Here is a 25,352-nt window from a genome sequence, read left to right on the forward strand (position 1 = left end):
CTCCTCAGCTGGTCCAGGGACCGCCGAGGTTCGCAACCAGTATAATGCGCAGCAACTGCGCCCACTATCACGGGAATTCGGTGGCTACGCCGCGTTCCTGCGCATTACCGCGACCTCGCGATAAGCGATCTTATGCGCAGCTGCGCATAAGATCGTCCAGGCCTCAGCATAGGCATCGTAGACCGCGATCTGATCCTCGGTCAGGCAATGCTCGAGAATTTCATATTCTACGCCGGCGAATGAAAGGGCCCGGGCCGTGTAGAGGCCGAGTGATTTAAGATCCCGCGCGACCAGTTCCATCGCTGCAATTCCGCCATCGCGAATGTCGGCAACGAACGCCTCGCGATTGGCAAACGCGGTCTCCGGACCCCAGAGCCCGAGGCGCGTCGCATAGGCGAGGTTGTTGACGTCGGATGCTCCGGTGGCCGAGGCGTAGAGCACCCTTGCTCGGGGCAAGAGGTTCTGCAGGCGCACCCCGGCAACGCCTTGCTCCGATCCTTTGACCTTGCCCCGCGATCCTTCCCCGCCGGCAGCATTGGCCATGGCGTGCGCTTCGTCGAACACGATCACGCCGTCGAAATCTTCACCTGCCCAGGCGAGGATCTGATCAAGCCGCGTTGCGTCGTTGCGGCCCGAGCGGAGCGTCGGATAGGTCACGAAGAGGATCCCGTCGCGCATGGCGATGGGCGTGCCCAGTTTCCAGGACGACAGGGGCTGGATGTCGATCGGGAGACCGCCAAGGGCGGCCCAGTCGCGGCGCGCGTCTTCGAGCAGCGCCTCGTTCTTCGAAATCCAGATATGGCGGCGTTCGCCGCGCACCCAGCGATCGAGAATGACGCTCGCGACCTGGCGGCCCTTACCAGCGCCGGTGCCATCCCCGAGGAAATAGCCTTGCCGGTAGACGTGACCTTCCGCCGACGCCTTGAGCGAACAGCCCTTGTCCTCCTGTTCGAATCGGCCGGGAAGGTCGCGCGCATGCGCACTCGCGGCATAGATCAGGGTCTCCGCCTGGGCAGCAGACAGAAGCCCCTTGGGAACCAGTCCATCCGGAAGCTGCGGCACCGCCTCTGGCTTGGGTGCCGAGATCGAACCCATGGCAACGGACTCAACCAGCGCCGTCGGATGCTCGGCCGCGCCATGGATCACGATCCTGCTCGGTCGATAGGGCAGATAGTGGCCGACTTGGATCCCAAGCGGCGCAGGGATTTCAAGCGCCTCGTAGGTCAGAGCGCCGATGGCCATCGACGCTGCAGGCGTGATCCTCGCCGGGGCCGGAAGCAGTCTGCGCGGGCCGGCTACCAAACGGAACGGCGCACGAGCCGGGAGGATTGATTGTTCAGAGGCTACCTGACTGCTGCCTCGAGCAGGCAAGGCATTGATTAGATCGACCAGCTGGGGGAAGTCGTTCGTGCGAATAGCGACAGGCTCATTGGCGCCTTCCACCTTATCGAGAACCAGCAGCCGCGCGGTGATCCCGGTGCCGCTCTTGATGAAAGCGCGTTCGACCGCGGCATTGAGCCGCAGAGCCACTGGCCCCTTCAGCCCCACCAGAAACCTGGTGCAATCGAACCATTCAGGCATGATCGCAACCAGCCGCCCGCCCGGGGCAAGCCTGTTCCAGGCCGAGCGCAGATGCCTCCCCCCGGTGCGACCATCGTGGCCCCGCTCGATCCCATGAGAATATGGCGGGTTCATCAGCACGACGCTGGGTGCGATGGCCGGATCGAGCAATTCGTCGATGAGCTCGGCATCATGCCCGGTCACGCGGGCAGCCGGAAACAGAGCGCTCAGGCAGTCGCGGCGCAGCGGCGAGATTTCGTTCAAGGCAAGGCGTGTGCCGGCCTTGGAGGCCCAGACCGCGAGCATCCCTGTTCCGGCCGACGGTTCTAGCACGAGCTCGTCTGCGACGAGCGCGCAAGCCCGGGCAGCAAGCCAGGCAAGGCGGGGCGGCGTTGCAAACTGCTGCCATTCGATCTGCTCTTCACTGCGATTGGTCTGGGTCGAAATTCGGGCCTCGAGGGAACAGAAGAACCGGTCTGCTTCCTCGATCCGGGCCGAGAGTCGGATCGGATCCGATGCTTGCAGGTATTGAACTTGCGCAAGTTCGATCGCGGCGTGAGCATCGCGAACTGACCATCGCCCCAGAGCATCGCTCCCTCCAAAGTGCGCAGTCATGATGCGGCTGATGTCGCTGCGTGAGAGCGTGCGGCCTGCCGCCAACTCAGAAGCCATGGTCTGGGCCGCCATCGCAACAACGGGCGGTGATGGTTCATCGAAGTCAAAGGCAAGAGACGAATTGGACATGGGAACCTCCTGACGAGGTCCTGCGGCTGGCAGGCCTCAATCAGCCAAAGGCCCCCTCCCCTCTGCCCAACGGATCAGATTTACGGGCAAGCCGGGACTTCAATTCATCGTTCCAGTCAAAACCGGGCGAGGCTGGTGCTTGTGAGTGGATGACACGATTAGGCGCAGCATATGCCCTCAGCGCTCGCTCCTCTGCGAGAGCGCCCCCGGCGTCATTGTCGATGAACAGATAGAGCTCACGCACGCTTTCCGGGATCGCAACAAGGCCGAAGCGCTCGTTCCCGAGTGTTGCCCAGCATGGGACCCCGAAGAGCTGCATTGCTGACAGGGCGCTCTCGATACCTTCGGCAAGGCCCAGGCGCCCCTGCTTTGCAGGCGCAAGCCTGACGGCACCGCAGCCGAGGCTGCCAAGTGCACGCTTGGGCCGCTCAAAGCGTGCCAACTTGCTGCCTCCGATGTCGAGAAAAGTCCTGTGTACTGCGATGATTCCAATGTCGGTTGTGACTGCGGCCAGCATCGCGGGGAGAAATTGGGCGGCGCCGCGCGGCCCGAGCGGCGTGCGCGCCAGGTAACGGAGTTGATCGGCTGCGGGCAGAAGACCGCGCTGCGCAAGGTATCGTGCGACAGGGCTGTCGGAGATCGCCGTAGCCGATTGCCACAAGCGCCGTGCATTGGGGCTGAAATCGCCATGACTTTGCCGCTCGATGCTCCTGGCGTCTGCGCCGTTGAAAAGGTCGCGGCTGCGAACGCCCTGGCGATCCAGTGCCGCAATGACATCCTCATTCGGACATCCCGCGAAGCAATGAAACAGGATGGCTTTGCGCCCCAGGGTTACACTCAGCGATGGAGTACGATCGTCGTGAGCGGGGCAGCAGCACATGCCTTTGCCCCTACGCCATGTACCCTGAAGGCTTTCGACGATGGTGCGGGCGCGGCGTTCGAGTTGATGAGCATTGTTTAACGGGGGCATCGTCCTACTCCGGTTGCGGTGCCCGCCCCGTGCAGCCTCCGCTCTGCAACAGCGCCAAACCATTTTCCTACGTCATATGTTCTTTATATGTTCTCACTCGATTCGGCTATACAAGGATCGAGAAATGACAATGAAAGCTATCTTGATCGCAGGCATCGCGATCACCTCTGCTATCCCCGCCAGAGCCCAGGATTTGCCTGCGCCAGCCACAATCGAAGTGCCCGCCAGCCACACCGAAGGGTTTCGGATTGCTGAAACATCGAACGGCTTCCAGCTGGTCGAACATGGGCTCTGGCGATCTGCCCAAGACGACCCGGCACTTGTTATGACTGGGCCGCAAAATGCTCGGGTCAACCTGCCCTACAGATACGAGCCAAAGGCCCAACCTGGCCCATCCGGCTTCAGGCGAGCAAGCTACCTGCCCCACATCTATGCGGCGGAAGCGAAGTATTCACTGCCCGCAGGCCTGCTCGATGCACTCGTTTGGACGGAATCTCGCTACAACCCTTTGGCCGTCAGTCCGGCAGGCGCCGCGGGGCTTGGGCAGCTGATGCCCGCAACGGCAAAGGACCTCGGGGTCTTCAATCGCTTCGATCCAATGGCTAACATTTTCGGCACTGCGCGGTATCTGCGGCAGATGCTCGACAAGTTCGGCGTGGTTCACCTCGCGGTGGCTGCCTACAATGCTGGTCCAGGGGCGGTCGAACGCGCAGGCGGCATTCCCCGCAATGGCGAGACGCCTGGATATGTCCGCGAAGTCCTTCGCCATTGGCGCTTCTAGAGATCGGCTCGAAATGGCTGGAGCAAGGTCCATAGTCCTGCGTTTTCTGGCTGGGTGTTTTTTTAGCGGATTCAATCCCCTCTGAGATTAACCGTCTTTGGCCTCGGCTGGGTACTTGGCTGCGATCTGCATTACCTCCTTACCCCACAACGCCAGCGCCTCGCGTTTCTCGTTGGTATACTGGTGACGGTGATAGACCCCAGCGACGCCAGCCATAGCTGATCCTGACTGGTGATTGAGGACCGCCTCAGAAACGACCAAGGGTATGCCAAGACGCTGGAGACCGGTTGCCACCGTCCGTCGAATATCATGCATTGTGAAGTGACCGGCCTCATAACCGAGCTTCTCGTCCACGCTTGCCCTGATCCGCTTCCACGCCTTCGATAGTCCGCTGACGCTGTTCGTATTGGTGACCTTCGATGCTAACAGGATCTGGGATTGCTTGTGGGCCTCGTCGGGGTCGATGCCAGCCGCCATGAATATCTCGGTGATGACTGCCAGGGCTTGCGCGGATAGCGGCACCACATTCGCCTTGCCGTTTTTCGCTCGGTCGCCCGGAACTGTCCAGACTTTCGCCTTGAAATCAAACTCGTCGCACGCTGCATCGAGCACCTCGCCCCGGCGCTGAGCCGTAAGGACAAGCATCTGCACAAGATGACCGAATGGATAGCCATCCTCGACGGCAGACTGCCATAGTGCCGCTAGCTCGCGGTCGCTCAGTACACGATCTCGAGGTTCATTCCGCTTCGGGCGCCACGCATCCCGGCAGGGGTTGGCTGGCATATGCTCGAGTCTGGTGAGCGCCCACGTGTAGAAGGTCGAAAGATGGCGATACACGATGCGCGCCATCGTCAGGGTTTCCTTGCCCCGCTCGAACGCAATCTTCTCAACGAAGCGGCTCACGTCACTTCGGGTAATGGAGTCCGCGAGCCGGTCTCCAATCTCCGGCTCAATGTACTTTCGGAAGACCCGATCGAACTCCCTCGCGCTCCGTTTTTTGCCCTCGATCTGCTGAGCAAGGTACGTCTCGTAGAGCTCCGCGACTGTCCCGACGCCTTTTGATCCCTTCCTTTTTGCGCCCGCTTTTCTGGCGATGCTCTTGCCCTGCTCGACATCAACAAGCAGATCGCGCGCCTTCTTGCGGGCGTGGGCCAGGGTGAAACCCGGACCATGGCGTCCGATCGTCACATTCAACCACTTGCCCTGAACCCGCTTGCGCAGAATGTACGTCTTGATACCACTGGCACCCATGCGGAGCCTAAGGCCGGGGACGATACCATCGGCGAGCTCAATCTGACCCGCAGCCGGCGCCTTCAGTCCTGCGATCTTAGCCCGGCTTATTCACCGCGTTGGGCCGAGAGGGTTGGCGGGAGTGGCATAAGCCTCTGATCTGAATTAGGAACTGGGTGTCTAAGCCGAACCTGCCGCAGGGCAGAAGATGCCACAGGCCACCCCGCCATGACCGACGATACTGCAAACCCATTCCGATTCCCAGCAGTGCGCAGCCGGAAAGTCACAGCCGCCTTTGATGGTGGTCGGCTGACCTCGGACGGCGGCGTCCTGCTACTGGCACAGGCTGAGCGCGCGATGGGCATCTGCCGTCGGCTTGCCGCTTGCATAGCCGACCCGCGTGACCCTGGCCGGGTGATCCATGCGCTGCCCGACATCCTGCGCGCCCGGGTGTTCGCGATCGCTTGCGGATACGAGGATGCCGACGATCTCGACGCCCTTCGCGACGATCCCGGCTTCCGCCTGGCGCTGGGCAAGCTGCCGGGCTCCGGTGCCGGGCTTGCGAGCCAACCCACGATGAGCCGCTGGGAGAACGCGCCGACCACGCGCGAACTGGCGAAGTTGATGGCCGCCATGATCGATATCTACTGCGCCAGCTATCCCACTTCGCCGGCGGCGGTGACGTTGGATATCGATGACACCTGCGATGTCGTCCACGGCTATCAGCAGCTCTCGTTCTGGAACGGGCACCATGGCGAGCGCTGCTTCCTGCCGATCCACGTCTACGACACCGCCAGTGGCCGGCCGGTGGCGATGCTGCTTCGCACCGGCAAGACGCCATCTGGCGCCGAAGCTGCTGGCCACATCCGGCGTCTGGTGCGTCACATCCGCCGGCACTGGCCCGATACCCACCTCACCATCCGCGGTGACGGGCACTATGGCCGCCCCGAGGTCATGGCGTTCTGCGAGGCGTACGGCATCGATTACGTGTTCGGCCTGCCAACCAACGCTGCGCTGCGGGCCGATCCCGCCATCGTCGCCGTCGCCGATACCTGCGCGGTCAAGCGGGCCGAGGAGCAGCGTGTGATCCTGCGAAACTATGCCGAGACCCGCTACGGCGCCAAAAGCTGGAAGGGCCAGCGCCGCGTCGTCGCCCGGATCGAGGCCAGCACGCTGGGCATGGACATCCGCTATGTCGTCACTTCGCTGACCCAAGGCTCGGCCGAGCACATCTACGACACGCTCTACTGTGCCCGCGGCCAGGCCGAAAACCTGATCAAGCGGCACAAGACCCAGCTCGCCAGCGATCGCACCTCGTGCCGCTCGGCCAATGCCAACCAGATGCGCCTCATTCTGCACACCGCCGCCTACTGGCTCCTGTGGCGGATCCAGCAAGAAATCCCAAAATCTGCCGCGCTTGCCGTCGCCGAGTTCGCAACGATCCGCCTCCGGTTGCTCAAGGTCGCCGCCCGCGTCATTGAATCCGCAACGCGCATCCGCATCGCCTTCGCGTCAGCATGCCCCGATGCCGCCACGTTCAAGGCCGTCGCCACCAACCTTCGGCCTGCTCCTACATAGCCCGCGCGGCCGTGCCGCCGAACCGCAAGCCCCCCTCCATTAACCCCGAAAAGCCCATCGATCCCACCGCGGTGAAAAACACCGCCAGAGGCGCTCGTCCGGATCACATCACCGAAAACGCATCGCCACCCAACAAGCCCGGAACCTCAGTCTCATGAATAGGCCGGGTTAGCGTCCGTCAAACCTACTTTGTTCGCCATATATACCCGCTACCTTAGGTAGCTTTTTGTAGTGGATACTGGCGAACATTTCAAGAACAATGCGGACTCTGAATCGCAGAATTCCGCCATTTTCGGACACATGCGGACATGCTAGGACCCTCTGATCATGGCTCTTAATCAGCGGGTCCTAGGTTCGAGCCCTAGTGCGTCCACCATTTTTCTCCATAAAATGATCAATTCATTCGACACAGGCCACGTTCCGGTGTGGTCGTGCTTCGCCGTCAATACCGACTCAGCCAGTTCCCGGAAACACCCCAAAGGGCGTAATATAGGGCGCCGACAGCGCTCAGGCTCCGCCTGAACGCAAAACACCGGTCTGACCAGGATACTGGGCTTTAGGGTTCTGCCGCCACCAGAACTCAATCGCCACGGGGATACTCCACTTCTTCGCCAAACGGTCAATTTCTTTCCATGCATCGGAGGCTGACTGCCCCTGAATGGAAATTCCTAGTTCGGCGTGGTACTTGAAGCCCTCATCCTCGTAGCGTTCAACCTTGGCGGGGATCTGCAACTCGCGGACAAGTCGCTCGCCTTCCACACCCTTTGCCTTTAGCTGTGCGATCATCGTTAGTAGCAGAGATGCCCAGCGAGGGCTGTGAACCGCCTTTCCATTGACGGTCGCCGATAGTGGCTTCGTAAACGAGAGGCCTGGCGCGGCACCGAACTCCATAGCGCCTCCGCTAGTGGTGGTCACCGCATCTGCGGGTTCGTTGTCCCGCTCCATGCCAAGGCGCTCCATCGCTTCCCGAACAATATGATCGATCGTGTCACTTGGTGTCTTCGTTCTGAACCACGTCTTGAGCGTGCTCAGGTCAGCGAACGTTGCATCATTCAATCTAACGACCGGCATCATTTTCGCCTCCGTCCAACTCAATAGAGATTATGTTACATATCCTCAAATGCCACGCAAGGATTTTATGTTACATATTCTCAGGCAAGTTTCTGGCACTCGAGCGAACTGGAACTGTGCGGCGATGAACTGCTCCTCGTCCACGCGACCTTTCCAAGGATAGTGTCAACAAAGGTGAAGCGGCAGAAACTGCGCGGGGCTCCATCTCGTTGCTCGTCCCGCCTTGGCACAGGCCGGGAAGCCAACGTTAACGGTTGGCAGAGCATGGCCGCGAACCATCCCTCCCGCGAAAGCGCCTGGAGAGAAATCATCACAAATATTTGCTCAAGCGTGATTTTTGCCTCCTCCGCGAAGCAAGGCGGGCCAGTTGGGCATGTGCAGGCAATCATCCGGCAGGCATTATCCGCGCCATGCCCCTTGACGTGACCCCCAGCTTTCCCCCAGCTGGGATTAGAGCCGGGCGGTTGTTTTGCGCATAAGCGCGGTTGAAGCAATGGGCTGCGTAGCGGAGCCCGTAGGGCGTAGCGAAGCAGGCCATTGCTTATCCAGTTCAGCGGCGAACGCCGCCGGTGTTGCGTAACCGAGAGACGAGTGTGGTCGCTCCCGATTGTAGTCTTCGACCCAGGCCGCGATCTCGACACGGGCATGGGCCATGCTCAAGAACAGCGTCTCGTTGAGCAGTTCGTCGCGCATGCGGCCATTGAAGCTCTCGACATAGCCATTCTGCATCGGCCTTCCGGGCGCGATGTAATGCCACTCCACGCCGACCTCGCCGCACCATGCCAGCACAGCGTTGCTGGTGAGCTCGGTGCCATTGTCGCTGACGATCATGCCTGGCTTGCCGCGCTGTTCGATCAGTGCGGTCAGCTCGCGAACGACACGGCGACCAGAGATCGAGGTGTCCGGCACCGCTGCCAGGCACTCCCGGGTCACGTCATCGACCACGTTGAGCACCCGGAACCGTCTTCCCGAAGCCATCTGGTCGTGAACAAAGTCCAGGCTCCAGCGCTGGTTCGGCAGCGCCAGAACCGGAGCAGGTGCCCTTGTGCCAACAGCACGCCTGCGGCTTCGTCGTCGCCTCACTGCCAGCCCTTCTTCCTTGTAGAGCCTCTGGGTCTTCTTGCGGTTGATCATGATCCCCTCCCGGCGCAGCAGGATATGCAGACGGCGATAGCCGAACCGGCGACGCTGGTTGGCCAGCTCGCGCAGCTTCTCGCGAAGCTCGGCATCATCGTCCCGGGTGGAACGGTAACGCACGCTTTTGCGATCAGCATCGATAACACGGCACGCCCGCCGCTCGCTCATCCCGTGGCACACCTGGAGATGAGCAACAGCTTCCCGCTGCGCGGCGGGCATCAGAACTTTTTTGCCAGAAGATCCTTCAGAGCAGCCTTGTCCAGCATCGCATCGGCCAGCAGCCGCTTGAGCTTGGCGTTCTCGCTCTCGAGCTCCTTCAGTCGGCGGGCATCGGACACTTCCATCCCGCCATACTTCGACTTCCAGTTGTAGATCGTCGCTTCAGATACACCGTGCCGACGGGCCAGGTCAGCGGTCTTGGCTCCCGCCTCCGCTTCCTTCAGCACCCCGATAATCTGCTCTTCTGAAAACCTCGTACGCTTCATCGTCTGTCCTTCCTTCAAGGCCAGACTCTAATCGCTCGTGGAGGAAAATCAGGGGGTCACGTCACCCTCCCCTCCGAAACGGCCCTTATTCGCCGCCCGCAAGTTTACCACGCCTTAAGGCTGACCCTCTAATCTGAGCCTGCATTACTGGGCTCGGAGAATGGGGAATGGTCCGCGGTTGGACAATCAGACGGTGGCGCGCCGCGTTTCGCGCGGCGGTTCTGCGCGATGTGCGCGGGGCAACCGCGCTGGAGTTCGCGCTGGTAGCGCCCGTCCTGATCGCGATGATCGTCGCCATCTTCGAGATCGCGGTGATGTATTTCGCGCAGCAGGGCCTGGAAACCGCCACCGAAACATCCGCCCGCCTCATCCTGACCGGGCAGGCGCAGCAGAACTTCACCGGGGTCAAGGACGCGCAGGGCAACGTCACCAAGACGCCGCAGCAGCAGTTCAAGGAGGCCGCCTGCGCTTCCCTGCCCACGTTCCTGCAGTGCAGCCGGCTCTATGTCGACGTGACCAACGTCACCAATTTCTCGTCGGCCAACACCGCGTTGCCGACCTTCACCTATGATTCCAACGGCAACATCACCAATACCTTCGCCTATACCCCGGGGACGCAGGGCGCGGTGGTGGTGGTGCGGCTGATCTACAACTGGCCCACGCTGGCCGGCCCGCTGGGCTTCGACCTGTCCAACCGCCCCGGTTCGCAGCGCATGCTGCTGGCAACCTCGGTCATGAAGACGGAGGGTTACTGATGCGCCCGATGCCGCTCCTGCGCCGCCTGAGCGCTACGGCACGCCGCCTTGCCCGCGATGCGCGCGGCGTGGCGCTGGTGGAATTCGCCATCTGCCTGCCGGTGCTGATCCTGCTGTATCTGGGCGCCTACGTGATCAGCGACGCGATCACCTGCAACCGCAAGGTCACGCGGTCCGCCCGCGCGGTGACCGATCTCGTCTCGCGCTATGGCGCCGTGTCCTCGGCCGACCTGCAGACGATCATGGGATCGAGCGCGATGGTGCTCAGCCCGTATGACAACAGCATCGCCCAGATCCGCGTGAGCGAGGTGCAGGTCGTCGATGCCAACACCGCCAAGGTGGTGTGGAGCAAATCGACCACCAACTGGACACCGCTGACGGTGGGCAATTCGGTTACGCTGACCACCAACCTGGTGCCCCAGGCGATGCTGCCCGACAAGACGGTGACACCGAACAAGCCCGGCGCCTATTTTCTGATGGGCGAGGTTTCGTATCCCTACACGCCGCAATTCGGCCTGGGATTCATCTCCACGATCACCATGAACGATCGGATTTTCATGCTTCCGCGCCTGTCCGATCAGATTCCCCTCCAGTGATGAGGCTGCCCCCCATGCGACTGTTCCATTCGCTGCGCGAAACCGCGCGCCGGCTGCGCGATGACAGCCAGGGCAACGTGCTCATCATGATGGCCGCGCTGCTGATCCCGATGCTGTTCGCCGTGGGTATGGGCATCGACTATGGCCGCGCGCAAACGCAGCAGACGCGCATGAACGCGGCGGCGGACGCGGCGGCGCTGGCCGGAACCAACGCCACGCTGATGCAGCAATCGACCGATACCGCGCTGGCGGCCGCCCGCCAGATCTTCATTTCGCAGGTCAGCGGGCTGCAGGACATCCAGTTCAACGCCTCCACCGATCTCACCGTCAGCCTGGTCGATACCGGCGCGCTCAACAGCGGCCGCACGATCGTGGTGAGCTACACCGCGAAATCGGTGAACCTGTTCGGCGGCATCCTGGGCTATGCCACGCTGCCCATCGCCGGGTCCTCGACCGCCAACGCGGCGCAGGCCCCGCACATCAACTTCTTCCTGACGATGGACAAATCGCCATCGATGCTGCTGCCCTCGACCTCGAGCGGCCTTACCTCCATCCGCACTGCCACCGGCTGCGCCTTCGCGTGCCACGCGCAGGACCCGCGTGCCGACGGCATCAACATCAAGACATCCAACAGCCGTGACGTATTCCTGGACGGGAATTACTACAATTCGGGCAATACCGGGTACAAGACCTGGTATCAGATCGACAGTTCCAAGAACCTGTACGATCAAAACGGCACCAAGATCGGAACATCCGTTTCGGTAGCCAGCAACAGGTTCTCGTTTACGTACAAGAATCTCAGCAACCAGTCGAAATCCATCACCGGGTTTTATGCCGACGGTTACTGGCTGACGCACAACTATACCACGCTCTATCCCACCGCATCCCCCATCCCGCTGCGCATCGGCGCCGAGACGCTGGCGGCACAGGACCTCATTCCCTTCGCGCAGAACATGGCGACGAAGAACAACGTTACCTACAAGATGCAGGTATTCAGCTTCGACTGGACGCATCCGGGCTATTCGACACCGGTCACCACCCACACCTCGATGACGGACGTCCAGAACATGACGACGTCCAACATCCCCGATCTCGATAGCACGACCGACTTCTGGTACGCCAACGGCAAGCCGACATCGTCGACCAACATCAACGACAAGGCGACCGAGTTCAACAATATGCTTACCGCAATGAACTCGACGATGCCCAATCCGGGCGACGGGACCACGACTGCCAAACCGCAGGAAGTGTTGTTCATCATCACCGACGGCGTGACCGACGAGCAGATCGGATCAAGCCGCTGGAACCGTGAGCTGACGACCGCGCACTTCACCAACTGCACCGCCATCAAGAACCGCGGCATCAAGATCGCAATCCTCTACACGGAATACCTGCCCGATGCGCTGACAGGGGATTCCTGGTCGCAATCCAATGTCGCCCCCTATCTGACCAACGTGCTGCCGGCGCTCCAGAAGTGCGCCTCCGCAGCGCGCGACGGAACGCCGCTGGTCTATACGGTATCGACCGACCAGAGCATTTCCGACGCGCTGACCGCGCTGTTCGCGCTGACCATCCAGAGCGCGCACCTGGTGAAATAATCCGACCGATCGGAGCCGGCGTTCGCCGCTGTGACAAGCAGCGATCGCCGGTGCAATCGGGCCGGCGTCGCTCCTCAGGGCAACCGTTCCACCACCGGCATCGGCCAATCGCCGGACAGCGCTTCGGGCTTCGGGCTGTAGAGCCGCAGGTTCATGTCGAACGGCCCGCGCGGCACCGGCAGCCAGTTGGAGCGCTTGTCCGCTCCCGGATCATCCGCCTGGAGATAGAGGTCGAGCGAGCCGTCGGTGTTGAAGGACAGCTTGTCGCGATCGCCGATGGCATAGCGGTCGATCGCGTTCGGATCGGTATAGCTTTCCTTGTTGTAAGCCGTCAGCGACCAGAACGCGCGGACCGGCGGCAACTGGCCGGCCTTGAAATGCACGACATAGCGGTTGGCCCCGTCCAGCGGCTTGCCATCCTTGTCGGCCGCCGCGCGCGGGTAGATGGCGTCGACCGGATGGTTGGCACCCAGACCAGTCAGAGCCACCGCCGCGCGCTGATCGTAATCGACGCCATAGGAGCCGATCGAGGTCGTCATCGTGCGCCAGCCATCGCGCTGCCGTCCGGCCTGTCCGACATAGCGGAGCAGATTGGCCGGCCCTTGCGCCTTGGCCTGGGTCAGGGCCTGCTGCACGGACGGCACAAGACCAGCGAAGCGGAACCCCTGCCCGGCCCGCAGGCCCACCATGCCCAGCCGCGCCAACTGGGGCTGGTCGTTGAAGTGCGGCGGATTGTCCACCATCAGCCGCATCGCCGTTTCGTAGAATTCCGCCGCGCTCATCGCGTTGACGATGGCCACGGGCGATTTGTCCGCCGGAACGGGCACATCAGCCGCGCGCGCAGGTCCCTTCGCGCCGGGGTTGAGCTGGGCCAGCGCGAACGCCTGCTGGATACGGTGCACGAAGGGATAGTCGGCAGGGCCGTTCGTCTGCACCCGGCCGATGATCCAGACATAGCGCGTGGGGGAATCGATCCGCTCCACGCCCTTGGGCAACGCGCCCTTCCAGCCGGGCGCGACTACGGCAAACCGGCCGCCTTCCGGTGCCAGCGTCTCGCTGCCCGGCACCGCGAAGGTATCGGTCCACATGTCGTAGAGCGGTAGCATGTAGTACCGCCCCTGCGTGTTCCGATCGTCAGCAGGATCGGGCCGTCCGCCAGATCCAGCCAGGCGCTCGAATAGAGCGTATCGAAATTGGGCCGCACCACCGCGCGGAAATCGCCCGGCGGGAACGCCTGGTTATGATGGAACGTGTTGACCGGTGCGCCCATGCCGGTCGCGCCCTTCTGCGTCGCCTGCCGCCGCGTCACGTCCATCACCACCAGCGGGTAAAGGTAGCTGTAGGCTTCCCGCGCGATCTCCGCCTCGCGCGTGGGCGCAGCCGTAGCGGCCGGCGCGGCCTGCGCGAGCACGGCGGCGGAGGGAAGCGCGAAGGCCAGCGCGGCGGCACATGCTCCAACGGCACTCTTTCTGCGAACAGTCATCATCCTTCTCCTTCCGGTGCCGTCATGGCGTGACGATCGCGAACGGCGGCGTCGGTTTGTCTATCCAGCTCACCAATTGCGCGAACGCGGCCATTTGCCCTTCGATCCTGGCTTCGCCCGAGGCGATCTTGGGCGCGAGCGGCTGGCCGCGGAGCAGCGCCGCGACGAGATCGGCGTACTTGATCGTGAGCGTTGCATCGGGCGTACCGACCACGCCCGGCCGGTGGACCAGCACGCCGTTGGCGACCGTGACCGTCACTTGCGCATTCCGGTCGGGGAACACGAACGCCAGACGCAGCTTCGCATCGCCGGCCTTCTCGGCCGCAAAGCGGACCGAGAGCACATCGAACAACTGGTCCGGCGTCAGCGAGCCGGCGATTCCGGGCGAGATGGCGGATGCGGCCGGAGGCTGCGCCCCGCGCAATTCGTTCGCGCCCGTCAGGTACATGTTGCGCCACAGCGAGTTCTCGCTCTGCCAGGCAAGCTGCTGATAGCAGCGCGCCAGCAAATCGCGCGCGGCGGTGTCACCGGCATCGGCAAAGACCGCGCGGTTGAGCAGTTCCGCTGCCCAGGCATAGTCACCCTTGTCATAGGCCGCCTGCGCCAGCTGCCGCACCCGCGCCGCGCCGCCCAGCGCCTCGACATAACGGCGGCCGCCTTCCTCGGGCGGCAACGGAGCGAGATGCACCGGGTTGCCATCGTACCAGCCCATGTAGAATTGATAGACCGCGCGCGCGTTGAAGCTGAGCGAACCGTAGTAGGGCCGGTCGTACCATTCCTGCTGCAACGCCTTCGGCAGCGTCAGCTTCGCGGCGATCTCATCGCCCGTCAGGCCTTGATTCATCAGCCGCACGGTCTGGTCGTGCAGGTAAGCATAGGCATCGCGGTGCTTGCCGAGAAAGTCGGTGATTTCCGCCGCCCCGAAGCGCGGCCAGCCGTGGCTGGTAATCATCACGTCGGCACCGGCGAAGAAATCGATTGCCTCTGTCAGCCCCTGTGCCCACGCCTTGGCGTTGCGCACCACCGCCCCGCGCGGGGTCAGGATGTTGTGCTGGGTGACATTGGCGTTTTCGGCAAGATCGGCCACTTTCCAGTCCGGGAAGCCGATGTTCATTTCGGCCGGGGCTTCCGTGCCGGGCGTGACCTGAAAGCGCAGCTTCACCCCGTCGAGCACGATCTCCGTGCCGGTCTTCGCGATTTCGCGATTGGGCGGAACAAGCCCCTGCGTGCCGGGTGCCACGGCCATGCCGATCCCCGAGCCCATGTTGCCGGTGGGTCCCTTGGGCAGCGTCAGCCCGAACTGATAGATCGCGCGGCGCGCCATGGCCGGGCCGGCGATCACGTTTTCACCCACGGCGGCATCGGTGAAGCCTTGCGGCGCCAGGATCGGCACGTCTGGCACCGCGAAAGGCAGAATGCCGCCCGCGCCGCCGAAGTGGTCGATATGCGAATGGGTATAGATGATCGCGCTGACTGGCCGCTTGCCGAGATGTTCGGTCACGAGGTCATAGGCCGCACGGGCGGTTTCGTCGGCGGTCAGCGGATCGATCACGATCCAGCCCTTGTCGCCCTTCACGAAGGTCACGTTGGCGATATCGAACCCGCGCACCTGCCAGATGCGGTCGGAAACCTTGAACAGCCCAGCGCGCGAAAGCACCTGTGCATGGCGCCACAGGCTGGGGTTGACCGTATCCGGCGCCGGGGCTTCGACGAAGCTGAAGGTATTGAGATCCCACACCACACGCCCGTCGGCGGCGCGGATCAGCGGGTCCTTGCGCGTCGCCACGAAACCGCGCGCGGCGAAGTCGTAATCACGCCGGTCCTGAAACGGCGCGGCGGCGCGCGCGGCCTCATTGACCGCCCGTGTCGTCGCGCTGGGCGGATCGGCAGCCCGGGCGGCGGCCGTCTGAGCGAATGCCGCCGAACCACTCGAACAGCACCCAGCCGCCAGCACCACGGCCAGCCCTTTCAGCATCCTGCGCCCCATACTCTCCACCTGCGTCTTGTTATCGCATGTCGAGCCTAGAGCACAGGTTATGGCAATGAAAGCGCCAATTGTTTCCGCACCCGATGGGGGCCATCATCAATGGGCTGTCGGACGCCCTTACTGGATCGCGGCGAGTTCGCTTTGCGTCTTGGCCAGCATTTCGTCGGTGATCTTGCCGCTGGAATAGGGCTGCAGCGCCTTGAGGCTGATTGCCTTGAACATCTGGTATTCCGGCCGCGCGGTCAGGCCGGGGAAATTCCGCTCGATCACGGCCTTGCCCTGCTCGTTGGCCACGATGTCCTGAATCGGCGTATCGATCGTGAACTTCGCCGCCGTCGTCGCCGCAACCGCACCCGTATCGGCGGCATTTGCCGCAACCGGCGCCACCAGCGCCAGAATCATAGCCAACGCAACCTGCTTCATCGCAAACTTCCTTGCTTCGAATGCGCCCCCTGCGGGGCATAACCGGGCGGCGGCTGGCTGGCTATCCGCATCTCCGTCAAAAAAGCACGCCACAAAAGAAACGGGGCCGGAACCGAGGGAGGTTCCAGCCCCGAGAGGGGAGGGAATTGATGGCCAGGGCTTACGTCAGAAATCGTAACCCAGGCTGAACAGCACCGAACGCCCCAGGATCGGGCGGCCATTCGGCGTCGCCGGATTGCGCGGATCGCCTTCCGTCAGGCCATGGCTGTTATTGAGGTTGTCCGCCCGCACCGAGAAGAACAGGCCGGAATCGAGCTTCGCCTGCGCCCCGAGGTCCAGCTTCGTGTAGGCTGGCAGGCGCGAGGAGTTGGCCAGATCGCTCCAGCGCGCCCCGATGAACGACGCCGCGCCGAACAGGCTGACCTTCACCGCGCCGACGGTCACGTCATAGCTGGGCGAAAGGCGGACCTGGTACTTCGGCTGGCGGAGCACTTCGTTGCCCACCTGTCCGGGGGTCGACGAAGCGGTGACCTTGGCGTTCTGCAAGGTCGCGAGGGTTGCGAACCCGAAGGCGCCGAGGCGCAGGTTGCCGTCCAGTTCGAGGCCATAGGCCCGCGTCTTGAACTGCGAATTCGCCACCACCGAACCGACGGTGGAGTCGAAATTGTTGTTCTTGTTATAGAAAACCGTGGCGTAGAGCGACAGGAGCTGGCTGGAATACTTCACCCCGCCTTCCAGCTGGCTGACACCGAACACGTTCGGATTGCCGTTCCGCAGATCATCGAAGTTCGGGTAGCGATAGCCCTTGGAATAGCGCAGGAACACGCCAAGGTGCGGGTCGAACGCATAGTTGGCCGCCGCCGAATAGGCGAACTTCTTCGCGGTGACGTGGTTGCGCTGGTTCACCGTGCCGTCCGGATAGCCGTAGGTTCCGGAGTCGTTGGAATCGATCACGTAATCGAGCGCCAGCCACTGGTGCCGCACGCCCAGATCGATCCGCAGCTTGTCCGTCACCTGCACGCTGTCGGCCAGGTAGATGGCGTTGACCTGCGCATCGCCCGACGAGCGGATGCCATAGTGGAAACAGCTCGATCCCGATCCCGCGCTGGCCAGCATCCCGCAGGTGATGCCGCTTTGCAGCAGATCGCCGTTCTGCACGTTCTGGACCGGCACGGCGTTGCCCAGCGTCCAGAAATCATCGGCAGACCAGTCCGCGCGATAGTAACCCGCGGTGAAGTTGTTGATGCCGGAATGGAAATTGACGCTGAGATCGTTGGTGAAGGATTCGATCTTCTTCTCGACCACCCAGTGCCCGTAGTTCTGGATCCAGTCGTTGGCGTTCAGCGTCACGCCGCCGGCCGTCTTGATCGTGCCCAGGCCCGGATTGGCGGCCTGCAGGGCGCTAACGCGGATGGGCGAGCCGTCCGGCACGAAGCCGAGCGTATCGGCATTGCCGTTAGTGTAGGACAGGTTGTCGCGCACCGACCAGCCGCCGCCCAGATCGAACTTCAGGTTCAGGCCCGAAAGGCTGCCCTTCCAGCCGCGACCGCGCGCGAAGTCATAGGTCTTCGTCTCGTTCGGCCCGACCTGCAAGGTGGCATAGCGCGTGGCGTTGCCGAGCTGCGAGAACGTGCCCAGATCGTTGCCGGTGTTGAGCGCCATCGGCAGGTACCACTGGCCGTGATCGTCCGTCACGCGGGTCCAGATGCTGATTTCGCCGTTGTCGAACTTCTTGGTCAGCTGCGCGCTGATCTGGCGCCCCTTCTCCGACTTGAACTGCGCATCGCGGATGCCCGGCGATTGCTGCACATAGCCGCCGATCATGTAATAGAGATCGTGGCCCAGCGGACCGGAAATGACCGCGTCGGCCCGCGCCGAGCCGTAGTCCGTGGCCGAAAGCTTGACTCGGCCCTCGGTGGTTTCGCCGCCCTTCTTCAGGTTGAAATTGAGCGTAACGCCGACTTCGCCGTTGGAGAACACCGCGTTCGGTCCGCCGTGCGCGGCTTCGGTGGAGGCGATCGTTTCGTCGGTGCGGAAGATCGAGCTGTTGTCCATGAACGACAGCGATTCCGTGCCGTAGATCGGCGCGCCATTGAGCGACATCGTCACCCACGGCGCATCGCTGCCGCCCGGCAGACCGCGCACGTCGATGTTCGCACCGGCCACGCCGCTGGAGCTTTCGGCCCAGACGCCGGGAACGAGCGTGAAGACTTCGGCCGTGCTCTTGGGCGAAATGCGTTCGAGCGCGGCTTCGTTGATGGTGGTAATGGCGTAGGAAGCATCCTGCTTGCGCACGCCCGCGCCGCCGGGGGTACCGATCACGACGATGGCGTTGGCATCGTCAACGGTTTCGGAAGCGGCCGCGTCCTGCGGGGCTGCGGCGTCCTGGGCCTGCACGGCATTCGCCGCGAGCGCCAGCGCGATCGCGCCTGCCGCCACACCGGAACGCACCATGCCATTCATGGAAAGTCTCATGCACCTCTCTCCCTTGATCATCGCCTTTGCGGCGAGTGCAATGACAGCCCTTTAACGAGTCATGAAATGCATTTCAAGGGCAAGTTGCAGCTGTTCATTTTTAACCGGAACCCTGCAATAACGCGCGCGCAACACAAAAGGGCGGGAGCAACGGGTGGCGGACGAAGCGGGTATCCGGAAAAAACGGTCACGATCGATGGGGGTCAGCATGGCAGACATCGCCCGCATCGCGAACGTATCGAAGCCCACCGTCTCGCGCGTGCTTAGCGGCAGTCCTCTGGTGACCCAGGCCACGCGCGATCACGTGCTCGAGGTGGCCCGCGCGCACGGCTATGCGGTGAACCGCAACGCGCAGAAACTGCGGCAGACCCGCACCGACACGATCAGCGTGGTGCTCGACTTCGGCTCGCACCGGGGCGGCCGAATCGCCGACCCGTTCATCTTCGAACTGCTGGCCGGCGTTGCCGAAGCGCTGGCCGTCCGGAAGCTCGATCTTCTGCTTTCCCCGCCCGCGGCGCAGGACGAACGCGCCTATCAGGACCAAGTCAACGCACGCGTGGTCGACGGCTTCATTTTCCTGGGCCAGGGCGAACGCGATCCGATGCTGCGCGATCTGGCCAAGCTGGGCGTGCCGTTCGTGGTGTGGGGCGCGGTCGATCCGACCGAGCCCTATTGCGCCGTGGGCAGCGATAATCGCCTGGGCGGACGGCTGGCGGGCGAATACTTCCTGCGGTCGGGGCGCAAGGACTGGCTGTTCATCGGCGATACCAACCATGCCGAAATCGCGATGCGCCACGATGGGCTGAGCGAGGCGACGCACGGCAAATCCGCGTCCATCCGGGTGCTGCGCACGGGCGACATGTCGTACACCTCCACGCTCAACGATACCGCCGCCTACCTCGCCACGCATCCCGCGCCCGATGCCGTCTTCGCCTTTTCCGACACCGCGGCCATGGCGGTGATCGCCGCATTCAAGGAACGGGGATTGCGCGCGCCGGAGGATTTCGCGCTGGTCGGGTACAACAACATTCCGCCGGCGGCAGCCTTCACCCCGGCGATCACCACGGTGGAGCAGGAAACCCACATCGCCGGCGCGATTCTGGTCGAAAAGCTGATGCAGAAGATCGAAGGCGGCCGCGCCGCGTCCACCGTGCTGCCCACGCGCCTGATCGTGCGCGAGACCTAGGTCAGTCGACAGACACCCCTTCCTCGGCCAGCCTCTTCAGCACGATCACGCCGGCTGCGAGCAGCGCGATCGGCACCAGCAGGCTGTACAGAACGCGCGCGTCCGGAATAGCGGAGAACAACTCGGCGACAATCCGCGATCCGGTGGTACCGCCTAGCGCAGAGAACACCACGATCAGGCCGATCAATCCCGGCTGCCGCGCCTTGGGCACGCTGCTCAGGATCACCGAGTTGAGCGTGGGATAGATCGGCGCCATGAAGAACCCGATCGCGGGCAATAATAGCGCCGGAAGCGGGATATCGCGCCATGACGTGACCAGCGCATGGGCATCCGCCCCCACCATGCCTGGCACCGCCAGCAGGATCGCCGCCATGCCCGCCAGGCAACCGAGCATGAGCGGAAACCATCCTACTCGCGTCACCAGCAGGCCCGCAACGAGCCGCCCCAGCGCGATCGACATGGCGAAAGCCGACGCCGCCTGCACCGCGATCTGGCCGTCGAGCCCCAGCACGCGGTGGTTGATCGTGGGTAGCCACGTCCCCACGCCCTGCTCGATGAGCACGTAGAGAAAGATCGCGGCAATGAAGACCTGCGTCAGCCGCAGCCGCAACAGGGCGAGCATGGCCGGAAACGCGCGCGGCGCGGCTGCATCGCCTTCCGGCTTCGCCACCAGCCCCCGCTCATCGATACGCACGAATGCCGCAGCCAGGGCCGCGACCAGGCACAGGCCGGCAAGAAGCCAGTAGGTATTCAGCCACGAAGGCGACGACGGATCCGCGGGATCGATGAAAGCCGCGAAAATCCAGGAGCTGGAGACGACCGCGGCCATGAAGCCGGATTCGATGATCCCCAGCAAGCGCGCATGGCCGGATGCCGATCCGGTCAGCAGGCCGACCGACGAATAGACCGCCACTTTCATGAGCGCGAAGCCAAGCCCGGTGGCGAAGAACATCAGCCGCATCGCCCAGAAGGAATCGCCCAGCGGCACCGCCACGCATCCCAGCCCGGCGATGAGCAGCGCGGCAACCATCGAACGCCGGATGCCAAAGCGCGGCAAGTGCGATGCCAGCGTGAACGAGGCCACGGCGATGGTGATATCCTTGAACGCTTCCAGCGTGCTGGCCGCGCGGTTGTCGACTAGGAAATAGCCCGTCGACTGGAGAATCGCCGTTCCCACGCTGTTCAGGAGAATCGCGAACGTGGCGTAGCCGAGGCACAGCGCGAAGGTCACGAACCAGCCCGCCCGGGCTGCGGCGGCACCGCCGGCATTCCCCGCGGTTTCTTCCGGTTTCTGCGCACTGATCCCCGCAAATGCCACGCCTGCCTCTCCCTTATTGCGCATCATGCCGTCATGCGGCTTGAACGGAAGCTAGCATTTCGGTAATGAAATGCATATCATTAATGTGTTTCGGACCGTGTTCCGGCGCTTTCGTAGGCGCCTCAGGCACCCATGGGAGAGATGGAATGCACCCTGCCGACGGGGCTCGCGCAGACTTTTCGCAGGCCCGGATGATTCGCGACGGCTGGACCCTGGCCGCCCCGCTGGATCTGGGGCCGCAGGTTCCGGCGATCTTCGCGATCGGCAATGGCTTCATCGGCATCCGCGCCGAAACCGGCACGGACGATCTGCCGCGCGTCTATCTCAACGGCGTCTATGACCGGGTGCCGATCGACTACCACGAGGGCGCGCATGGCTTGCCGCGCGGTGGCGACGTGCGCCTTTCCGTTACCGACGGAACGAAGATCGCGATCGGCATCGACGGCACGCCGATCGCAATCGACGCGCCGCTCGAACTCGACATGAAGCGGGGCGTGCTGCGCCAGACGGTGCGGCACGGCGATGCGACGATCACGCTCACCCGTTTCGCCAGCATGGTGGAGCAGGCGCTGGCGGGCTGCGTCGTGGATGTCGTCGCCGGCGGGCGTGCCATCGACCTGACGATCGGCGGCGGGATCGAGGCCCCCCGGCTGGCCACGCCGCCGGCGGATATCGACGATCCGCGCATCACGCAGGCGATGGCCGACCCCTGGCACGAAGTGGCCGTGCCCGCCGATCCCCTCCCCTGCCGCGCCGACCGGCTCGAACGGAGCGGCTTCACCGTGGTCGTGGCCCGCAGCACGCCATTGCAGGTCCGCATCCCGGCGGGCGAGGCACGGCGCATCCCGGTGCTGACCGCCTATGTCGCCGAACGCGATACGCCCGCCGACGAATTGGCTGCGCGCGCGCGCGCGCTGGTTAGCGCAGCTACGGCAAACGGCGCCGACGCCCTGCTGGCGGAACAGGAGCAAGCCTGGAGCGCGATCTGGGCAGGAACCCGCTTTGCCCTGGCCGATCCGGTGGCCGAAGGTGCGCTGCGGCATGGGCTGTTCCAGATCGCCCAGGCGGTCCGGCGCGACGGGCGCGGCTCCATCGCCGCCAAAGGCCAGACCGGCGAAGGCTATGAAGGGCACATCTTCTGGGATGCGGAAACCTATGCCCTGCCCTTCCTGATCCATACCCAGCCCGCCATGGCGCGCGCGGCGCTGGCCTGGCGCGTGGCGGGGCTGGACGCCGCGCGCCAGAACGCGCGCGACCTGGGGCACGAAGCGGGCGCGGTGATGCCTTGGCGCACCATCGGTGGACGCGAATGTTCGTCGTATTTCCTCGCCGGGTCGGCGCAGTATCACATCAACGCCGATGTCGCGCACGCGCTGCGGCTCTACGTGGAATCCACCGGCGACCTCTCGATCCTGCGCGAAGGCGGGGCGGAGCTGCTGGCCGAAACCGCGCGCATCTGGCTGGCGACAGGTTGGCACGATCCGGCGCGCGGTGATGCCTTCGTGATCAACCGCGTGACCGGTCCGGACGAATACACCGCGCTGGTCGACAACAATCTCTACACCAACCTGATGGCGGCCGAGCACATGCGCTATGCCGCCTCGCTCGAACAGCGCCACGGCATCGATCCGGGGCTTTCCCCGGCGGAGCGGCAGGCCATGCTGCGCGCCGCCGACACGATCTTCCTGCCGTTCGACGAAGCCCGGCAGGTCTTCGCGCAGGACGATGCCTTCTTCGGCAAGCAGCCCTGGCCGATCGACAGCACCCCGCCAGGCAAGTTCCCGCTGCTGCTGCACTACCATCCGCTGCACATCTACCGCCATTGCGTGTGCAAGCAGGCGGACGCGGTGCTCGCCGTCGCGACGCTGCCCCACCGCTTCGCCCCGGACATGCGCAAGCGGATGCTGGATGTGTACGAAGCGCTCACCGTCCATGATTCCACGCTCTCCGCCAGCAGTTTCGCGGCGGCAGCAGCGCTGGCCGGCGAAACCGGACGCGCCGCGCGGTACTGGACCGACACGGTGCTGACCGACCTGCTCAACCTCCACGCCAATACCGCGCACGGGCTGCACATGGCCGCGCTGGGCGGTGGCTGGAACGCGCTGGCCTTCGGCTTCGCCGGGCTATCGACGCTCGACGGAGCGCTGGAGTTCTCCCCCCGCGCGCATCCCGTCGCCGGCGATTACGAACTCGGCGTGCGGTTCCACGGCCGCGCGGTTACGCTCACGGTCGCGAACGGCAAGGCCCGCTATGCGATCGAAGGCGAACCGCTGACCTTGTCCCATTGGGGCGAGACGGTGACCGTCGGCGCCACGCCGGTCACGCTGGATCTGCCGGCATGAGCGCGATCAAGGGCCTCGCCTTCGACCTCGATGGCGTGATCGCCGACAGCGCCACCCTGCACTTCGCAGCCTGGAAGCGGCTGGCGGACGAACTCGGCATCCCGTTCACCGCCGAGGACAACGAAGCGCTGAAGGGCGTCGACCGGATCAATTCGCTGCGGCACATCCTGAAGCTGGGGCAGCGCGCGCTGCCGGAAGACGAGATAGCGCGCCTGGCCGCGCGCAAGAACGGCTTCTACGTCGATGCGATCTCCACGCTGACGGCGGACGCCCTGTTGCCCGGCGCGGCCGCGCTGCTCGATGAAGCGGCCACGCGCGGATTGCGCATCGGCCTCGCTTCCGCCAGCCGCAATGCTCCCGCCCTGCTGGAACGGCTGGGCGTGGCCGACGCGTTCGAGTTCATCGCCGACCCTGCCGATCACCTGCCCAAGCCGGCGCCGGACCTGTTCCTGGCCTGTGCCCGGGCCTTCGACTTGCCGCCGCAAGCGATGATCGGCTTCGAGGATGCCCCGGCCGGGATCGAGGCGATCCGCGCGGCCGGCTTCCGCGCGATCGGCATCGGCGAAACACCCCTGCCCCGCGCCGACGTGCAGTTCGCGACGCTGGCCGACATCGACCTCGCCGCCCTGCTCGCCTGACCGTTCACACGGGCGGGAACAGCGCGAACACCACCGGCGTTACCACGACTGAAAGCAGCGTGGTGATCGCCGACGCCTGCGCCGGCCCCATCGGGTCCACGCCGTAGGATCGCGCCAGCAGCGTGGGCACCGCGCCTGTCGGCAGGGCGGAGAGCAGCACCGCGGCGCTGGTCCACACAGGCGGCAATCCGCATAGATGCGCCGCCAGCGCGGTCAGCGCCGGTTGCAGCACCATTTTGCCGGACACCACCATCCAGACCGCCAGCGATCCCGCGATCCGCGCGCCCGCCATCGCCGCACCGACCGAGATCAGCGCGCAAGGCGTCGCCGCGCCGCCCAGCAGCGACAGCATATCGTGCAAGGGCGCCGGCATTGGCAGGCGCAGCAGGGACCAGCCGATCCCCAACACCGCCGAGACGACCAGCGGATTGCGGAACGTCACGCCCGCCAGCTTGGTCGATAGCCCAGCCCTGCCGTCCTGCGATGGCAGCAGCACCAGCGCGGCCGCCACCACCGTCAGCAGAAGCACCATGCTGGCCAGCATCGCGGCGGAAATCCCGATCTGCCCCAGCAAGGCCCCGGCCAGCGGCAGGCCGAGAAACGCGGTGTTGGCATAGGAAGCGCTGAGTGCGCCAACGATCGCGCCCGACCGGTCATGAGGGGACAGGCGCCGCAGCACCATCAGCGACAGGGCGAAGGCCAGCATTGCCGCGCCCCCGAAGGCCAGCAGGAACCCCGGCTCGAACACCGCGCGCCAATCGGTATCCGCCCCCACCTTGAACAGCAGCGCGGGAAAAAACAGGTACATGACCGCCGTGTTGATCGCGGAAAGGCCCTCAATCCCCGGACGCGCGACGTTCCCGAAACCGAACCCGAGAGCGACCAGGCCAAGAATCGGCAGACAGGCGAACAGACTTTGCAGCACGGGAAACTCTCGGCAATCGGGAACGGCCGCGGACGCGTGGGCCATGCGGCGCGGTTAGCCAAGCGCAAAA

At 64.0% G+C, this 25,352-nt stretch carries 20 protein-coding genes; 8 read left to right on the top strand and 12 right to left on the bottom strand.

The window, feature by feature from the left end; all coding sequences use genetic code 11:
* Positions 1-84 precede the first annotated feature (84 nt).
* Both F1640_RS02665 and F1640_RS02670 read right to left on the bottom strand, forming a co-directional pair.
* Positions 85-2,304: a strawberry notch-like NTP hydrolase domain-containing protein gene (locus F1640_RS02665; RefSeq protein WP_194917590.1), complete on the bottom strand. Its 2,220-nt coding sequence runs from the start codon at positions 2,302-2,304 to the stop codon at positions 85-87.
* Positions 2,305-2,344: 40 nt separating this feature from the next.
* Positions 2,345-3,274, bottom strand: a complete 930-nt coding sequence (locus F1640_RS02670; RefSeq protein ID WP_073977367.1) for a toprim domain-containing protein — start codon at positions 3,272-3,274, stop codon at positions 2,345-2,347.
* A gap of 124 nt (positions 3,275-3,398) precedes the next feature.
* Between F1640_RS02670 and F1640_RS02675 the strand changes: the two genes are divergently transcribed.
* Positions 3,399-4,055, top strand: coding sequence for a lytic transglycosylase domain-containing protein (locus tag F1640_RS02675; protein ID WP_073977371.1), 657 nt, complete (start codon positions 3,399-3,401; stop codon positions 4,053-4,055).
* An 87-nt stretch (positions 4,056-4,142) separates the two neighbouring features.
* On the opposite strand, the gene F1640_RS02680 is transcribed toward F1640_RS02675, so the two are convergent.
* Positions 4,143-5,396 (bottom strand): site-specific integrase, encoded by a 1,254-nt coding sequence (locus tag F1640_RS02680; protein ID WP_194921082.1) that lies wholly within the window; start codon positions 5,394-5,396, stop codon positions 4,143-4,145.
* Between the two features lie 117 nt (positions 5,397-5,513).
* Here F1640_RS02680 and F1640_RS02685 point away from each other — a divergent pair, with 117 nt between their 5' ends.
* The gene (locus F1640_RS02685) at positions 5,514-6,863 is read left to right on the top strand and encodes an IS1380 family transposase (protein WP_194917264.1); all 1,350 of its coding nucleotides are present in this window, start codon (positions 5,514-5,516) and stop codon (positions 6,861-6,863) included.
* A 507-nt stretch (positions 6,864-7,370) separates the two neighbouring features.
* On the opposite strand, the gene F1640_RS02690 is transcribed toward F1640_RS02685, so the two are convergent.
* Positions 7,371-7,937, bottom strand: a complete 567-nt coding sequence (locus F1640_RS02690; protein WP_194917592.1) for a T4SS efffector SepA family protein — start codon at positions 7,935-7,937, stop codon at positions 7,371-7,373.
* A gap of 447 nt (positions 7,938-8,384) precedes the next feature.
* Positions 8,385-9,556 (bottom strand): IS3 family transposase gene (locus F1640_RS02695; protein WP_194917595.1). Its coding sequence is split into 2 segments (ribosomal slippage): positions 8,385-9,304 and positions 9,304-9,556, totalling 1,173 coding nucleotides; the frame shifts between segments, so codons are not numbered across the junction.
* A gap of 167 nt (positions 9,557-9,723) precedes the next feature.
* Here F1640_RS02695 and F1640_RS02700 point away from each other — a divergent pair.
* Genes F1640_RS02700 through F1640_RS02710 form a run of 3 tightly spaced genes read left to right on the top strand, consistent with a single transcriptional unit; the run spans position 9,724 to position 12,505 of the window.
* Positions 9,724-10,311, top strand: coding sequence for a TadE/TadG family type IV pilus assembly protein (locus F1640_RS02700; RefSeq protein WP_125956206.1), 588 nt, complete (start codon positions 9,724-9,726; stop codon positions 10,309-10,311).
* Entirely contained in the window at positions 10,311-10,907 is a 597-nt protein-coding gene (locus F1640_RS02705) for a TadE/TadG family type IV pilus assembly protein (RefSeq protein WP_194917597.1), read from the top strand. Before F1640_RS02700 ends, F1640_RS02705 begins: the two co-directional genes overlap by 1 nt.
* Positions 10,908-10,921: 14 nt before the next feature.
* Positions 10,922-12,505 (top strand): TadE/TadG family type IV pilus assembly protein, encoded by a 1,584-nt coding sequence (locus tag F1640_RS02710; RefSeq protein WP_190287205.1) that lies wholly within the window; start codon positions 10,922-10,924, stop codon positions 12,503-12,505.
* Positions 12,506-12,579: 74 nt separating this feature from the next.
* On the opposite strand, the gene F1640_RS02715 is transcribed toward F1640_RS02710, so the two are convergent.
* The 5 genes from F1640_RS02715 to F1640_RS02730 form a co-directional block, all read right to left on the bottom strand.
* The gene (locus F1640_RS02715) at positions 12,580-13,611 is read right to left on the bottom strand and encodes a DUF1254 domain-containing protein (RefSeq protein ID WP_206694610.1); all 1,032 of its coding nucleotides are present in this window, start codon (positions 13,609-13,611) and stop codon (positions 12,580-12,582) included.
* Entirely contained in the window at positions 13,524-13,988 is a 465-nt protein-coding gene (locus tag F1640_RS24800; protein WP_206694611.1) for a DUF1254 domain-containing protein, read from the bottom strand. The genes F1640_RS02715 and F1640_RS24800 overlap by 88 nt, the downstream gene beginning before the upstream one ends.
* A gap of 22 nt (positions 13,989-14,010) precedes the next feature.
* On the bottom strand, positions 14,011-15,975 hold the full coding sequence (locus tag F1640_RS02720) for an alkyl/aryl-sulfatase (RefSeq protein ID WP_194917599.1): 1,965 nt from the start codon (positions 15,973-15,975) through the stop codon (positions 14,011-14,013).
* Between the two features lie 117 nt (positions 15,976-16,092).
* Complete coding sequence (locus F1640_RS02725; protein ID WP_194917601.1) at positions 16,093-16,398, bottom strand: hypothetical protein; 306 nt, start codon at positions 16,396-16,398, stop codon at positions 16,093-16,095.
* A gap of 165 nt (positions 16,399-16,563) precedes the next feature.
* Entirely contained in the window at positions 16,564-18,873 is a 2,310-nt protein-coding gene (locus F1640_RS02730; protein ID WP_194917602.1) for a TonB-dependent receptor, read from the bottom strand.
* 208 nt (positions 18,874-19,081) lie between these two features.
* Between F1640_RS02730 and F1640_RS02735 the strand changes: the two genes are divergently transcribed.
* Complete coding sequence (locus F1640_RS02735) at positions 19,082-20,059, top strand: LacI family DNA-binding transcriptional regulator (RefSeq protein ID WP_223806593.1); 978 nt, start codon at positions 19,082-19,084, stop codon at positions 20,057-20,059.
* 1 nt (position 20,060) lies between these two features.
* On the opposite strand, the gene F1640_RS02740 is transcribed toward F1640_RS02735, so the two are convergent.
* On the bottom strand, positions 20,061-21,377 hold the full coding sequence (locus F1640_RS02740; RefSeq protein ID WP_309229180.1) for an MFS transporter: 1,317 nt from the start codon (positions 21,375-21,377) through the stop codon (positions 20,061-20,063).
* Between the two features lie 146 nt (positions 21,378-21,523).
* Here F1640_RS02740 and F1640_RS02745 point away from each other — a divergent pair, with 146 nt between their 5' ends.
* Together F1640_RS02745 and pgmB are read left to right on the top strand one after the other, a co-directional pair.
* Positions 21,524-23,719, top strand: a complete 2,196-nt coding sequence (locus F1640_RS02745; RefSeq protein WP_194917605.1) for a glycoside hydrolase family 65 protein — start codon at positions 21,524-21,526, stop codon at positions 23,717-23,719.
* Positions 23,716-24,357, top strand: coding sequence for a beta-phosphoglucomutase (pgmB, locus tag F1640_RS02750; protein WP_194917607.1), 642 nt, complete (start codon positions 23,716-23,718; stop codon positions 24,355-24,357). The genes F1640_RS02745 and pgmB overlap by 4 nt, the downstream gene beginning before the upstream one ends.
* A 4-nt stretch (positions 24,358-24,361) precedes the next feature.
* On the opposite strand, the gene F1640_RS02755 is transcribed toward pgmB, so the two are convergent.
* Entirely contained in the window at positions 24,362-25,327 is a 966-nt protein-coding gene (locus F1640_RS02755) for an AEC family transporter (RefSeq protein WP_194917608.1), read from the bottom strand.
* Positions 25,328-25,352: the final 25 nt, after the last annotated feature.

Source organism: Novosphingobium sp. NBM11 (assembly GCF_015390225.1).
Lineage (GTDB): Bacteria > Pseudomonadota > Alphaproteobacteria > Sphingomonadales > Sphingomonadaceae > Novosphingobium.

Bases quoted from the DNA above. Each gene is read 5' to 3' on its own strand.
- F1640_RS02670 (WP_073977367.1), bottom strand. From the start codon at position 3,274: ATGCCCCCGTTAAACAATGCTCATCAACTCGAACGCCGCGCCCGCACC.
- pgmB (WP_194917607.1), top strand. From the start codon at position 23,716: ATGAGCGCGATCAAGGGCCTCGCCTTCGACCTCGATGGCGTGATCGCC.
- F1640_RS02735 (WP_223806593.1), top strand. From the start codon at position 19,082: ATGGCAGACATCGCCCGCATCGCGAACGTATCGAAGCCCACCGTCTCG.
- F1640_RS02690 (WP_194917592.1), bottom strand. From the start codon at position 7,937: ATGATGCCGGTCGTTAGATTGAATGATGCAACGTTCGCTGACCTGAGC.
- F1640_RS02700 (WP_125956206.1), top strand. From the start codon at position 9,724: ATGGTCCGCGGTTGGACAATCAGACGGTGGCGCGCCGCGTTTCGCGCG.
- F1640_RS02675 (WP_073977371.1), top strand. From the start codon at position 3,399: ATGACAATGAAAGCTATCTTGATCGCAGGCATCGCGATCACCTCTGCT.
- F1640_RS02685 (WP_194917264.1), top strand. From the start codon at position 5,514: ATGACCGACGATACTGCAAACCCATTCCGATTCCCAGCAGTGCGCAGC.
- F1640_RS24800 (WP_206694611.1), bottom strand. From the start codon at position 13,988: ATGACTGTTCGCAGAAAGAGTGCCGTTGGAGCATGTGCCGCCGCGCTG.
- F1640_RS02745 (WP_194917605.1), top strand. From the start codon at position 21,524: ATGCACCCTGCCGACGGGGCTCGCGCAGACTTTTCGCAGGCCCGGATG.
- F1640_RS02725 (WP_194917601.1), bottom strand. From the start codon at position 16,398: ATGAAGCAGGTTGCGTTGGCTATGATTCTGGCGCTGGTGGCGCCGGTT.
- F1640_RS02720 (WP_194917599.1), bottom strand. From the start codon at position 15,975: ATGGGGCGCAGGATGCTGAAAGGGCTGGCCGTGGTGCTGGCGGCTGGG.
- F1640_RS02665 (WP_194917590.1), bottom strand. From the start codon at position 2,304: ATGTCCAATTCGTCTCTTGCCTTTGACTTCGATGAACCATCACCGCCC.
- F1640_RS02755 (WP_194917608.1), bottom strand. From the start codon at position 25,327: ATGGCCCACGCGTCCGCGGCCGTTCCCGATTGCCGAGAGTTTCCCGTG.
- F1640_RS02730 (WP_194917602.1), bottom strand. From the start codon at position 18,873: ATGAGACTTTCCATGAATGGCATGGTGCGTTCCGGTGTGGCGGCAGGC.
- F1640_RS02715 (WP_206694610.1), bottom strand. From the start codon at position 13,611: ATGCTACCGCTCTACGACATGTGGACCGATACCTTCGCGGTGCCGGGC.
- F1640_RS02710 (WP_190287205.1), top strand. From the start codon at position 10,922: ATGCGACTGTTCCATTCGCTGCGCGAAACCGCGCGCCGGCTGCGCGAT.
- F1640_RS02705 (WP_194917597.1), top strand. From the start codon at position 10,311: ATGCGCCCGATGCCGCTCCTGCGCCGCCTGAGCGCTACGGCACGCCGC.